The organism is Burkholderia sp. LMU1-1-1.1, from assembly GCF_040675865.1.
In the GTDB taxonomy this organism is placed as follows: Bacteria; Pseudomonadota; Gammaproteobacteria; order Burkholderiales; family Burkholderiaceae_D; genus Rugamonas.
This window is the reverse complement of sequence record NZ_JBEGHG010000067.1, coordinates 160,639-174,083: the sequence shown is the minus strand read 5'-3', so window position 1 is coordinate 174,083 and position 13,445 is coordinate 160,639. Positions and strand designations below refer to the sequence as shown.

10 protein-coding genes are annotated in these 13,445 nt (G+C 68.3%); all 10 read right to left on the bottom strand.

The window, feature by feature from the left end; all coding sequences use genetic code 11:
• Positions 1 to 5: 5 nt before the first annotated feature.
• Positions 6 to 968: a xylanase gene (locus tag MRBLMU1_RS28425; RefSeq protein WP_363509111.1), complete on the bottom strand. Its 963-nt coding sequence runs from the start codon at positions 966 to 968 to the stop codon at positions 6 to 8.
• The gene (locus MRBLMU1_RS28420) at positions 968 to 2,020 is read right to left on the bottom strand and encodes a bifunctional UDP-4-keto-pentose/UDP-xylose synthase (RefSeq protein ID WP_363509108.1); all 1,053 of its coding nucleotides are present in this window, start codon (positions 2,018 to 2,020) and stop codon (positions 968 to 970) included. The genes MRBLMU1_RS28425 and MRBLMU1_RS28420 overlap by 1 nt, the downstream gene beginning before the upstream one ends.
• Positions 2,017 to 2,970, bottom strand: a complete 954-nt coding sequence (locus MRBLMU1_RS28415) for a formyltransferase (protein WP_363509105.1) — start codon at positions 2,968 to 2,970, stop codon at positions 2,017 to 2,019. The genes MRBLMU1_RS28420 and MRBLMU1_RS28415 overlap by 4 nt, the downstream gene beginning before the upstream one ends.
• Positions 2,967 to 3,980 carry a glycosyltransferase gene (locus MRBLMU1_RS28410; protein WP_363509102.1) on the bottom strand — a complete coding sequence of 338 codons (1,014 nt, stop codon included), beginning with the start codon at positions 3,978 to 3,980 and terminating at the stop codon, positions 2,967 to 2,969. The genes MRBLMU1_RS28415 and MRBLMU1_RS28410 overlap by 4 nt, the downstream gene beginning before the upstream one ends.
• A 52-nt stretch (positions 3,981 to 4,032) precedes the next feature.
• Positions 4,033 to 5,670, bottom strand: coding sequence for a glycosyltransferase family 39 protein (locus MRBLMU1_RS28405; RefSeq protein ID WP_414646131.1), 1,638 nt, complete (start codon positions 5,668 to 5,670; stop codon positions 4,033 to 4,035).
• A gap of 146 nt (positions 5,671 to 5,816) precedes the next feature.
• Positions 5,817 to 6,968 (bottom strand): DegT/DnrJ/EryC1/StrS family aminotransferase, encoded by a 1,152-nt coding sequence (locus MRBLMU1_RS28400; protein ID WP_363509096.1) that lies wholly within the window; start codon positions 6,966 to 6,968, stop codon positions 5,817 to 5,819.
• Between the two features lie 182 nt (positions 6,969 to 7,150).
• Positions 7,151 to 9,379: a xanthine dehydrogenase family protein molybdopterin-binding subunit gene (locus MRBLMU1_RS28395; RefSeq protein ID WP_363509093.1), complete on the bottom strand. Its 2,229-nt coding sequence runs from the start codon at positions 9,377 to 9,379 to the stop codon at positions 7,151 to 7,153.
• 10 nt (positions 9,380 to 9,389) lie between these two features.
• On the bottom strand, positions 9,390 to 9,863 hold the full coding sequence (locus tag MRBLMU1_RS28390) for a (2Fe-2S)-binding protein (RefSeq protein WP_363509090.1): 474 nt from the start codon (positions 9,861 to 9,863) through the stop codon (positions 9,390 to 9,392).
• Positions 9,864 to 10,111: 248 nt separating this feature from the next.
• Complete coding sequence (locus MRBLMU1_RS28385; protein ID WP_363509087.1) at positions 10,112 to 11,737, bottom strand: methyl-accepting chemotaxis protein; 1,626 nt, start codon at positions 11,735 to 11,737, stop codon at positions 10,112 to 10,114.
• Between the two features lie 339 nt (positions 11,738 to 12,076).
• Positions 12,077 to 13,444 (bottom strand): efflux transporter outer membrane subunit, encoded by a 1,368-nt coding sequence (locus tag MRBLMU1_RS28380; protein WP_363509084.1) that lies wholly within the window; start codon positions 13,442 to 13,444, stop codon positions 12,077 to 12,079.
• Position 13,445: the final 1 nt, after the last annotated feature.

The following is a 13,445-nucleotide window of genomic DNA, read 5'->3' as shown; positions in this document are numbered from 1 at the left end:
CCTGCTTACGGCGCCCCGTCCTGCATGATCACGCGCCCGGAACGCCCGGGCAGCTCGCCCCAGCCCAACGGCGACGTCGGCAGCGGCGCGTGCCTGACTTTGTCGTAGTAGTCCGCCATCGCGCCGAACCGGTAGCCCTGCGCGCGCCAGCCGAGCAGCAACTGCTCGAACACTGGCGCCAGCTTTTGTCCCTCCAGTTCGGCGTGCAGCGTGTAGACATGGTCGCGCGGGGCGCTGGCGGTCAGCGACAACAGGTGCGCCGCGACGTTGTCCACCGTGATCGTCGTACCGTCGATCGCGCGCCCGAGCAGTTCGTCGAGCGTGGGCAGCGTGGTGGGCAACTGGACGCAATCGATCAGGCGGCCGCCGGCCACCACCCGGTGCGGTCCGCTGGACGGGTCGATCAGCGCGCCCCGATCGTCTAGCCGGACGCGGCCGTCCGAGGCGTAGAGGTAGCCGGCCGCGTCGTGCTCGGCGAAGGCGGCGGCATTCATCTGCCAGCCGGCCGCGCCATGGGTGTGTGGCGCCACGCCGAACACCGCGATATGGCGCCGCGCGGCCTTGCGCATCATCTCGCGCGTCCAGGCCTCGTCGCGCGCAGCCACTTTGTCCTGCCACAGCACGTGGTCCCACGTGTGGATGCCGCATTCGAAGCCGGCGTCGCGCACCGCGCGCAGCTCTGACGCGCAGCGACGGCCGATGTCGGGACCGGGCAGCAAGGCGCCGTACATCAGCGTCTTCAAGCCGTAATGCTCCAACACCGACGTGCGCGCGACCTTGCTGAAAAAACCGGGCCGCAGCGCGCGCCGCAAGGCCCATCCGGTGTGGTCCGGACCGAGCGAAAACAGGAACGTGGCGTTGGCGCCGTGCGCGCGCAGCATGCGCACCAGGTTGCCCACACCCAGCCGGGTGCCGCGATAGGTGTCGACGTCGATCTTGAGCGTCAGCAGCGGTGATGTCGCCGCCATCAGTCGATCAGCGCCCGCGCCTGCGCGACCTGGCCGCGATAGGCGTCGAAGATGCGCCGCAGCGCGTCGGCCATGCCGGTGATCGGCTTCCAGCCCAGGTCCGCGCTGGTGTTGGTGATCTTCGGCACGCGGTTCTGCACGTCCTGGTAGCCGTCGCCGTAATAGGCGCCTGACGTGGTCTCGACGATCCTCACCCGCCGCACCGCCTCCGCGTACTCCGGGTAGTCGGCGGCCAACTCCAGCATCATGTGGGCCAGTTCGCGGATCGAGTAATTGTTGACCGGATTGCCGATATTGTAGATCTTGCCGCTGGCGACGCCGCCGGCGTTGGCGATGATGCGCACCAGCGCGTCGATGCCGTCGTCGATGTAGGTGAAGGCGCGTTTTTGCGCGCCGCCGTCGACCAGCGAGATGGCCTCGCCGCGCACGATGTGGCCAAAGAACTGCGTCACCACGCGCGACGAGCCCTCCTTGGCGGTGTGGATCGAGTCGAGCCCGGCGCCGATCCAGTTAAAGGGACGGAACAGCGTGAAGTTCAGTCCCTCCATGCCGTAGCCCCAGATCACCCGGTCCATCAACTGCTTGGCGTTGGAATAGATCCAGCGCGGCTTGTTGATCGGCCCGCATACCAGTTCGGACTGTTCCGGATCGAACTCCTCGTCGTGGCACATGCCGTACACCTCCGACGTCGACGGGAACACCAGGTGCTTGCCGTATTTGGCGGCCGAACGCACGATCGGCAGGTTGGCCTCGAAATCGAGTTCGAACACGCGCAACGGCTGCTTGACGTAGGTCGACGGCGTGGCGATGGCCACCAGCGGCACGATCACGTCGCATTTCTTGACGTGGTATTCGATCCACTCCTTGTTGATCGTGATGTCGCCCTCGTAGAAATGCATGCGCGCCTTGTAGGCCGGGTTCTCCAGCAGGGCCGTGATGCGGTCGGTGTGCATGTCCATGCCGAACACCTCCCAGTCGGTGGTTTCGAGGATGCGCTTGGACAGGTGGTGGCCGATAAAGCCGTTGACGCCAAGGATAAGGACTTTTTTCATGGGTGTACTCGGGTGATGTCGATCTGCGCCGCCGAACTGGCCAGCATGGTTTGTAACTGTTGTGGCGATACTTCCGCCGCTCCGTGCAGCAACGAGGAGATGGCCAGCATGCGGCCGTCGCCGCACACGCCGACGATCCCGCCGTCTAGCACGGCCAGGCCGGGCGCCATGCCGGACGCCAGACAGCCCGGCAGCAGGCGCGCGCGCGCCAGCGTCAGCGACACGCCGCCCACCTGCGTGTGGGCGCCCGGATACGGCGGCGCCACCGCGCGGTAAAGGTTGTAGACCGTCTGCGCGTCGGCGCACCAGTCGATGCGGCCGTCGGCCGGCGTGCGCCCGCCGAAGTAACTGCCCTGCCGCAGGTCGTTGTGGCGGCGCGGCGCGTCGCCCGCCAGCAGCGCCGGTAGCACGCCCCACAAGGTCTGCTCGGCCGCCACGGTGACCTTGGCGAACACCTCGAAGGCCGTGTCGTCGGGCAGGATGGGCACCGCCGTCTGCGCCACGATGGCGCCGGCGTCCGGCTTGACGGTCATCTCGTGCAAGGTGGCGCCGGTGCGGTCGGCGCCATGCAGCACGGCCCAGTTGACCGGCGCGCGGCCCCGAAACTTCGGCAGCAGCGAACCATGCATGTTGTACGCCGGCGCCACCTCCAGCACGGCGGCCGGCAGCATGTGACGGTAATAAAAACTGAACAGAAAATCCGGCGCGGCCGCGCGCACGGCGGCCAGCAGCGCCGGATCGGCCGGATCGGGGTGGACGGCGGCGGCGATGCCGTGTTCGCGGCAAACCGCCCGCACCGAGCCATACCAGATGTTCTCGGCCGGATCGTCGTCGTGGGTGACGACCAGCGCCACGTCCACGCCGCCGGCCAGCAGCACCCGCAGGCAGCGCACGCCGACGTCGTGGTAGGCGAAGACCACGGCGCGCGGCGCCGCGCCAGGCGCCGTCACCGCCCCACCCCGCACTGTTCCAGCGGCAAGATGGCCGCCGCGTTAGCGGCGTCGCCCACCTGCCGCCGCGCCGCCGGCGCCAGCTCCTCGAGAATGGTTTGCACCACATAGCGCGGCCGCGCGCGCACCTGCTGGTAAATGCGGCCGATGTACTCCCCCAACAAGCCAATGCCGAACAGGATCACGCCCATCAGGAAGAACAGCAGCGCGAACAAGGTGAACGCACCCTCGGCCTCGGCGCCAAGCAGCAGCCGGCGCGTTAACAACACCAGCACCAACAGGCCGGAGGCGCCCGACAGCGCCATGCCCAGCATGGAGAACATTTGCAGCGGAATCAGCGAGAAGCCGGTCACCAGGTCGAAGTTGAGCCGTATCAGGCTGTAGAGCGAATACTTCGACGCGCCGGCCGCGCGCTCCTCGTGCTCGACCACGACCTCGGCCGGATTGCGCGCGAAAGTGTAGGCCAGCGCCGGCACGAAGGTGTTGACCTCCGCGCATTGATTGACCAGGTCGATGACATTGCGGTCGTAGGCGCGCAGCATGTTGCCCTGGTCGGTGATGCGGATGTTGGTGATGCGTTCACGCATCCGGTTCATCGCCTTCGACGCCAGCGTGCGCCAGGCCGAATCCTGGCGCACGCGCCGGATCGAACCGACGTAGTCGTGGCCCTCGCGGATCTTGGCGACCAGCTTGCCGATCTCCTCGGGCGGATTCTGCAGGTCGGCGTCGAGCGTGACCATGATCTGCCCGCGCGCGGACCGGAAGCCGGCCAGGATCGCCATGTGCTGGCCGTAATTGCCGTTGAACAGCACCACCCGGGTGACGTCGGGACGCCGCCGGAACTGCTCGGCCAGCAGCGACACCGAGGCGTCGCGGCTGCCGTCGTTGACGAACACGATCTCATAGCTGGTGCGCAGCGCGTCAAGCGCCGGGTACAGGCGCGCGAACAGGCCGGGCAGCCCCGCCTCCTCGTTGTAGACCGGAATGACGATGGACAATTCGGGCGTCATCGGAAGACCCTCCCGACCAACACAGGCAACACAGGTAAGCAAGCGGGCGCCATCATGGCAATCCTTTCGTCAATTGATTGGAGATCACAAGCCGGCGCCCGTCGCGCGCCACCAGACGCATCGGCACGCCGCGCTGGCGCAGCCGGTCGTACAGGACCGGACTGGCGATGGCCATGCTGGGCACGCCGGCGGCGGTGTCGCGCCGCCATTGGGCGACGAATTCGTCCAGCCCGGACAGCGCCAGCCGCGGCTCCTGTTGCAGCCCGAGGGCGAATTCGTCCACGTATTCGACCAGGATCACCGGCCGGCCCAGGTAGAAGGTCAGCGACTGCTCGTACCGGCCGACCGCGTACAGCTTGGTGGACGCCGTCAGTTCGGCGCGGATCGCCGGCAGCAGCGCGGTGCCCGCGCGGTCCTTGCCGTACACCTCGAAACCGGCGACGATCAGGTGTGTCGCAAGAAAGCCGGCCACCGCCATCGTCAGGACGGCCGGATCGCGCCGGTCGCGCGCCGCGTGGAACCACGCCAGGCAACCGCCGACCAACAAAATGCAGCCGGCGAACATCAGCCACGGCTGGTAGCTGCGCAGGCTGTGCGGCGCAGAACCGGCCGCGCCCGTCGCCAGCGCCACCGGCACCGCGACCACGAGCACCGCGCCGACCGCCGCCACCAGTGCGGCGGCGACCATGTGCGGGCGGCGGCCGGCGGCGTCCAGGCACAACGCCGTGAGCAACGCCAACGCCGGGAACACCGGCACGATGTAGCCGGGCAGCTTCGAGCTCGACATGCTGAAAAACACGAAGATGAAGGCGAACCAGATCAGCAGCAGCAATCGCGGTTGGAACCGGCCCGGCACGCGCCTGGCGCCGGCCGCCAACGCGTGCGGCAGCCAGCCCAACCAGGGCAACATGCCAGGCAGCAGCAACACGATGAAGGCGTACCAGGGCCCCTCGCGCTTGTGGCCGGGGCTCAGGAAGCGGTCGAAATGCTCGTGGATGAAGAAGAAATGCGGCTGTTCGGGGTTGCGCTGGGCGACCAGGATGAACCAGGGCGCGGCGACGGCGAAAAACAGCAGCAATCCCTTGCCCATGTGCAGACGGGTCCAGATGCGCCAATCGCGCGCTGCGGCGCCGTAGAGCACCAGCACGGCGCCCGGCAGCACCACGCCGACCAGGCCCTTGGCCAGCACCGCCAGCGCCATCGCCGCCCACGCGACCAGCATCCAGGCGCGCCGCTGACCGACGGTGGCGCCATCGCACTGGGCGATCAGCACGGCGGCCAGGCTGGTGGCCATCATGCCGGACAGGCTCATATCGAGCGAATTGATCTGGCCCGCCGCCAGCCAGAACAGGGTCGACGCCAGCACCAGGCCGGCATACAGCCCGACACGGGGGGAGAACACCACGCGCCCGGCCCAGGCGGTCATGACCACGCCGACGATGCCGCAGACGCCGGTCCACAGCCGCGCCTGCCATTCGCCCAGGCCGAACAGGGTGAAGGTCAGCGCGTTCATCCACGCTTGCAGCGGCGGCTTCTCGAAGTATTTGATGCCGTTCAGGCGCGTGGTGATCCAGTCGCCGCTGGCGAACATCTCCCGGCCGATCTCGGCGTAGCGGCCCTCGTCGGGCGGCACCAGGGTGCGCACGCCGAGCGCGCACAGCGTGATCAGGACAAGGCCGCCGAACAGCATCCACAGCAGCGCCGTCGACAGCGGCGGCGTGGCGCCGGCGCGCCTGGTGGGCGGCGCCGGGCGCGCGGCGAGGGCGTCGTCGAGCAGCGCGTCGCCGGCGCCGCCGGCGAACGGCCGACGCGCCGTGCCGTGCATGGCATCGAGGTTCATTGGTGCCCCCGCGGAGGGATCAGGATCGTTTCGACGGCCGCCACCACGCGCTCGACGTCGTCGAAAGTCATCGCGTGGAACATCGGCAAGGTCACCGTCAGCCGGCCGACGCGCTCGGCGACCGGGAACATGCCTTCCGCGTAGCCGCGCGCGCGGTACAGGCTGAACAAATGAATCGCCGCGTAATGGAAGCCGGTGCCGATCCCCCGACGCGCCATCGCCTCCATGAAGCCGGCGCGCGTGGACGGCCCCCGGTCGGGCAGGATGATCTGGAACAGATGCCAGTTGGTGTGTTCGAAGTCGACCAGCGGCAGCCGGGCGCCGCTGGCGGCCTCGAAGCCATCGCCGAAGCGGGCGAAATAGTGGCGCGCCAGCGCGCGCCGGTGCGCGGTGACGGCCTCGATGTTGGCGAACTGGCCCAGGCCGATCGCCGCCATGATGTCGCTCATGTTGTGCTTGCCGCCGGGGAGATCGACGTCGATGCCGTCGATGCCGCTTCGGGTGACGCCCTGCAGGCGGTGCCTGGCGGCCAGCGCCGCCTCGGCCGAGTTGTTCAGCACCAGGCAGCCGCCCTCGCCCGTGGTCAGGTTCTTATTGGCTTGAAAGCTGAACGACACCAGATCGCCGAAGGCGCCGATGGGCCGGCCCCGCCAGCGCGATCCGAACGCCTGCGCGGCGTCCTCGATCACGCGCAGCCGGTGGCGCGCGGCGATCCGGTACAGCCGTTCCATGTCCACCGGCAGGCCCGACAGGTGCACCGGCAGCAGCGCGCGCGTACGCGGCGTGATGGCGGCTTCAAGTCGTTCGAGATCGATGTTGCGGGTGACCGGATCGATGTCGGCGAACACCGGCGTCGCGCCGACGGCGAGGATGACGTTGGCCGTGGCCGGCCACGAGATCGGCGTGGTGACCACCTCGTCGCCGTGGCCGACGCCGGCCACGCGCAGGGCAATCTCCATGGTGCAGGTGCCGGAGTTGAAGGTCAATACGGGCCGCCCGCCAAAATATGCGGACAGCCGCTCCTCGAACTCGCGTACTTTGGGGCCGCTGGTGATCCAGGCGGAGCGCAGCACGTCGCCGACGGCGCCGATGGTGGCCTCGTCGATGGTGGGTCGGGAGAACGGCAGGAAAGGCAGCTCGCGCGTCATGGGCGATAGCCACCAACGCGGGGCGCGCGTTCCGGTGTGACGGTTACTTGTTTGGTCGAGGTGAAAATACGCGGGAACCGCATGATTGTTTCTCCGAGTGCCGAGGCTGGGAGATCATAATCAGGCTAGTTCACTTACTGAACACTTACCGGGGGAAGTGATTAACTATCCCCGGCAGTCCCTCACGCTAGTTTGAACGGCATGTCGCGCACCGGCTTGCCGGTCAGGCGCGCCAGCGCGTTGGCGAAGGCCGGCGCCAGCGGCGGCAGGCCCGGTTCGCCGATGCCGGTCGGCGGTTCGGCGCTCGGCACGATATGCACGTCGACGGCCGGCATGCTGGTCATCCGTGGCACCGCGAAGTCGCCGAAATTGCTTTGCTCGACCACGCCGTCCTTGAGCGTGATCGCCGCGCCGGGCAGGCACATCGACAACCCCATCAGCGCCCCGCCCTGCACCTGCGCCTCGATGCTGCGCGGGTTGACCGCCAGGTTGCAGTGCACGCCGGCGGTGACGCGGTGCAGCACCGGCTCGCCCTCCTTGACCGACGCCTCGACCACGTAAGCCACCACGCTGTCGAACGATTCGTGCACCGCCACGCCCCAGGTGCGGCCAGCCGCAAGGCGGCGCTTGCCGTAGCCGCTCTTGTCGACCGCCAACTGCAGCGCCGCGCGGTGGCGCGCCTGCTTCGGGCTGAGGAGCTTCATGCGGTACGCCACAGGGTCCTGCTTCGTCATGCGCGCGATCTCGTCGACCAGCGTCTCCATGACGAACGCCGTGTGGTTGGAGCCCACGCTGCGCCACCACAACACCGGCACGTTCTGCTTCGGATGATGCACGGTCAGGCGCATCGGGAACGGATACGGATCGCGCATGCCTTCGGTGGCGGTGCCGTCGATGCCGTCCTTCACCTGGAACGGCTCGAACGGCGAACCGGCCGTGATCGACTGGCCGACGATCGCGTGGTCCCACGCCAGCACGTTGCCGCTGGCGTCGAAGCCGATGTGGGCGCGGTGCAAATGCATCGGACGATAGTAGCCGCCACGGATGTCGTCCTCGCGGCTCCACACGGTGCGGATCGGCGCGACCACGCCGGCCGCGCGGGCCGCCTTGGCGATCTGGCACGCCTCCACCACGAAGTCGTTGGTGGGGACGGCGCGGCGGCCGAAACCGCCGCCGGCCACCGCCACGTTCATCTTGACCTGGTCCTGCTTGAGGCCCAGCACGCGCGCGGCGGCGGCGCTGTCGAGGCCCGGCATCTGGGTGCCGGTCCACACCTCGGCGGCGCCGTCGTCGAGCTTGACGGTGCAGTTCAGCGGCTCCATCGGCGCATGGGCGAGATACGGGAACACGAAGTCCGCCTTGATGCTCAAAGGCGCGCCGGCCAGCGGCGCCATGTCGGCGTCGAACTTGCGGTTGCCCGGCTGGTCGGCCAGCTCGCGATACTGGGCGAGCTGCTTTTCGCTGTCGACCTTTTCGACATCGTCGGTGTTCCACTCCAGTTTCAGGGCGTCGCGCCCGCGCTTGGCGTCCCAGTAGCCGTCGGCCACCACGGCCACGCCTTCCGCGCCACGGTCGAGCGGCACGCGCAGCACGGCGCGCACGCCCTTGATGGCGCGCGCGGCGCCGTCGTCGACCGTCTTAATGCGGGCGCCGAACACCGGCGGCCGCGCGACCACCGCCGTCAGCTGGCCGTCCAGACTGGTATCGATGCCGAACGCCTGCTTGCCGCTGCTCTTGGCCTTGGCGTCGATGCGGCCGGTGGCGCGACCGATGATGCGGAAGTCCTTGGGGTCTTTCAGCACCACCTTTTGCGGCACCGGCAGCGCGGCGGCGGCCTGCGCCAGCTCGCCATAACTTACTTGGCGTCCGCCCGGCCCCAGCACCTTGCCGGCGCGGGTTTGCAGGGTGGCCACGTCGACGTTCCAGCGCTGCGCAGCGGCCGCCAGCAGCATGGCGCGGGCGCGCGCCCCCAGTTCGCGGTACTGGATATAACTGTGCTTGATCGCGCCGGAGCCGCCGGTCAGGTGCATGCCGAACACCGGATCGACATAGGCCGGATCGTCGGTGCCCATGCGTGCGGTGACGAGCGACCAGTCGGCGTCCAGTTCCTCGGCCAATATCATCGGCAAACCGGTCTGCACGCCCTGGCCGAATTCGAGCCGGTTGATGGTGACTGTAACGACGCCGTCGGGCGCGATCCGGACGAAGGCCAAAGGCTGCTCGGTCGGCTTGAGGCCGGTGGCCTCCTGCGCCATCGCCATGCCCGGGAACGTTCCCAGCGCCAGACCTGACAGGCCCATCACCTTGAGGAAGGCGCGGCGCGGCGGGCTGGCCGTGGCCGTACCCTGTTCGCGCTCGATCATGTTTTGCAGCGCGCGCGGCAATTCCTTGGGATTGAAGTTGGTCAGCATGGTGGTTCCTTTAAGCGAGGGTGCGGGCGGCGTCGGCGACGGCGGCGCGGATGCGGGCGTAGGTGCCGCAACGGCAAATATTGCCGGCCATGGCGGACTCGATCTCGGCGACGGTCGGCTGTTTGCCGCGCGGCAGCGTCTTGAGGAAGGCGATGGCGCTCATGATCTGGCCGCTCTGGCAGTAGCCGCATTGCGCCACGTCGTGTTTGACCCAGGCCGCGTGCACCGCCTTGCCGACGCGGTCGCTGCCGTCGGTGGCCGCTTCGATGGTCGTGATCTTCTTGCCGTCGGCGGCCGAGACCGGCGTGACGCACGAGCGTATCGCCTGGCCGTCGAGGTGGACGGTGCAGGCGCCGCACAGCGCCGCGCCGCAGCCGAACTTGGTGCCTGTCAGGCCCAGCGTGTCGCGCAGCGCCCACAGGATGGGCGTGTCGGCATCGACATCGAGGGCTCGCGGGCCGCCGTTGACATTGAGTGTGATCATGGTAGGCGTATCTCCAGTAAAAAGTTATCTGGAGCAAGTATGACTTTGGCCACGCTGAAAGGGGTTGCCAAATCCGACCGATCTCTTGCCTAATCCGATGAACTTGCGCCCAGCCCGAGGTCGGTGGTGACCTGCTCGCGCAGCACGTACTTCTGGACGCTTGAGTAAAAGTAACACACCATTGGAGGTAGCACCGGGCTCCGCGTCGGCGTTCGGGGCCCGACCGGCGGGCCCCCCGGGGCGGACGGCTAGGCCGACGCCAGCCGCAACGGCGAGCCGGCGCGGGCGCCCTTCGTTACCGGGCGCGGTGGCGGCGCCGGGCGCTCGTCGTCGAACTTGAACACGCTGACCAGTTCCGCCAGCGACAGGGCCTGGTTCTGCAGCGATTCGGCGGCGGCGGCCGCCTCCTCCACCAGCGCGGCGTTCTGCTGGGTGACGGTGTCCATCTCGGTGATCGCCTGGTTAACCTGCTCGATGCCGGTGTTCTGCTCCTGGGTGGCGACGGCGATGCCGGCCATGATGTCGGTCACGCGCTTGACGCTGGCGACGATCTCGTCCATCGTGGTGCCGGCCTGGTTGACCAGCTGGCTGCCCATCTCCACTTTCTCGACCGAGTCGCCGATCAGCGTCTTGATCTCCTTGGCGGCCGAGGCCGAGCGCTGGGCCAGGTTGCGCACCTCGGTGGCGACGACGGCGAAGCCACGGCCCTGCTCGCCCGCGCGCGCCGCCTCGACGGCCGCGTTCAGCGCCAGGATGTTGGTCTGGAAGGCGATGCCGTCGATGACGCCGATGATGTCGACGATCTTGCGCGACGAGTCGGTGATCGAGCCCATGGTGTCGATCACCCGCGCCACGACGGCGCCGCCCTTGACGGCCACGTCCGACGCGGAGACGGCCATCTGGTTGGCGTGGCGGGCGTTGTCGCCGTTCTCGCGCACCGTGCTGGTGATCTCCTCCATCGACGAGGCGGTTTCCTCCAGCGCGCCGGCTTGCTGCTCGGTGCGCGAGGACAGGTCCTGGTTGCCGCTGGCGATCTGGGTCGACGCGGTGGCGATGGTGTCGGTGCCGGCGCGCACCTGGCCGACGATGTTCTTCAGGCTGTCGTTCATCTCCTTCAACGCCTGCAGCAACTGGCCCGTCTCATCCTTGGTGCAGGTGTCGAAGCGGGTGCGCAAATCGCCGCTGGCGACGGTTTGGGCCACCTCCAGCGCCCGCCGCAAAGGCCGCACGATCGACCGCGTCAACAGGTGCGCGGTGACCAAGGCCAGCAGCGTGGCCACCACCGACAGCGTGATCATCCACGTGCTCGCCCGGCCGGCCATCTGGTCGGCTTCCTCGGCGAATTGATCCATTCCCTTGACCTGGGTCTGGGCGAACGCCTCGATCGCGCTCAAATACGCGGTTTGCGGCGGAATGATTTCCTTGAGCATGTAATCGCGGGCGGCGTCGCCCCGTTTCGATTTGATCAGCTCGATCAGGTGGTGTTCGCGCTCCTGGAACGTGGCGCGCGCCGCCAGCAGCGCCTGCAGCGCCACCTTGCCCTGCCCGGTGTGGATGATCGCTTGCAGCCGGTCGAGCGCCTTGGCGATGATCGGGGTCGAATCACTGATCTTGGCCAGTTCGCGCGACGAGATGTCGCCGTCGTTGGCGATCAGCGCGGTGCGCAGCGCCCGGGCCTGCCGATTGACCTCGTTTTCGATGCCGTGTGCCAATGCAACCTTGACATAACGGTCATGGACGATGACCTCGGTGTCGGTGTCGATGGCCTGGATGCGGCTGACGCCGAAGACCGCCAGCATGACCAGCAGCATGATCATCAGGGTAAAGCCACAATTCAGGCGGGTGCCGATCTTGAGGTTTTGGAGTGCGTACATTGTGTGCCTCGTCGGAGAGGTTGGCCGCGGGATCTTGCCGCGGCTTTGGATGCCGGCGGGGGTTGGGCCGGTGGTGCGCTTGCACGGGAACGAAGCCGGTGGATCGCCCTAGCAAGTGTACGACGGCAATTTCCATCAAGCAAATTTATTCATATGGATTAAGTTTGATGTTGTTTTTTACACAGTGGTGTTGGCGCCGCCGTGGCCGTTACGGAAAGATATCATCTCTCCACCGATTCTCCACTCACCGCCGGTCGAGCAAGCGCGGCAGCGGCATGACACGCTGCATCGATGGATTTGCGCGGTCTCCGCCACGCTCGACCGGGCCGGCGACCGGAGCTACCGGTACCCCCCGCCCAAGGCCTGGTACAAGGCCGTCGTGGCGCGCAACTGGTCGCGCCGCAACGCCAGCAGCGCCAGTCGCGCCGCGTAGGCGGTGCGCTGGGCGTCGAGCAACTGCAGGCGGCCGTCCTGGCCGGCGCGGTAGCGCAGGTCGGACAGTTCCCGCACCCGCTCCACGCTGGCGACGGTCCGCCGTTGCGCCTCGATCTGCCGTCCATAGGTCGCGCGTGCCGCCAGGCCGTCGGCCACCTCCCTGAACGCCGCTTGAATGACGCGCTCGTAGTCCGCCACGGCCGCGCTCTTGCGGATCCTGGCCAGGTCCAGTTCGGCCCGCAAGCGGCCGCCCTGGAACAGCGGCTGCGTGATTTGCGGGCTGAAGCTCCAGGCCCGGTGCGCGCCGTCGAACAGCGCCGCCATCGATGGACTGGCGAAGCCCAGCGAGGCGGTCAGCGAGATCTGCGGGAAAAACGCCGCGCGGGCGGCGCCGATGTCGGCGTTGCTCGCCCGTAGCGCTTGCTCGGCCTGCAGGATGTCGGGGCGGCGCGTCAACAGGTCCGACGGCAGGCCCGCCGGCAGCGCGGCCGGCAGCGTTTGCGCTTCCAACGGCGCGGCGTCGGCCAGGTCGGCCGGCAAGGCGGTGCCGACCAACAGCGCGAGCGCATTGCGCGCCTGCGCCACCGCGCGGCGGCGCGCCTCCAGATCGGCTTCGGCGGTGGCGAGCTGCCCCTCCGCCTGCGCGATATCGAGTCCGCTGTTCTGGCGCGCCTGCTTCAACAGGCGCGCGATCTCCAGCGACGCGCGCCAATCGGCCAGCGTGCTTTCGGTCAGCCGCAGTTGCTCGATGGCCAGCAACTCGGAAAAATAGGCGTCGGCGACCGCGCCGACCAGCGCGATGTGCGCGGCCCGTCGTCCCTCCCCGCTGGCCAGATAGCGGGCGAACGCCGCTTCCGACTGCGCGCGCACCCGGCCGAACAGGTCGATTTCGAAGGCGCCCAGGCCCACGCCGGCGGTGTTTTGCTCCTGTACGCCGCCGGCGTCGGCCGGCACCCGCTGGCGCGTCACGCCGCCGGTGGCCGACACCGGCGGCAGGCGCGCCGCGTCGGCGATGCTGAACTGCGCCCGCACCGCCTCGACGTTCAGCGTGGCGATGCGCAGGTCGCGGTTGTTCTCCAGCGACAGCTCGATCAAGCGCCGCAGCCGCGCGTCGGCGAACATTTGACGCCAGCCGAGATCGGCGCCATTGGCGGCCTCGACGACGCCGTCGTCGTAACGGGCCGGCAACGGCGCGGCCGGCCGCTCCAGCGGCGGCACCAGCGAACAGGCGGTCAGCGACAGCAGCAGGCCGGGTAAAACCAGATATTTCATA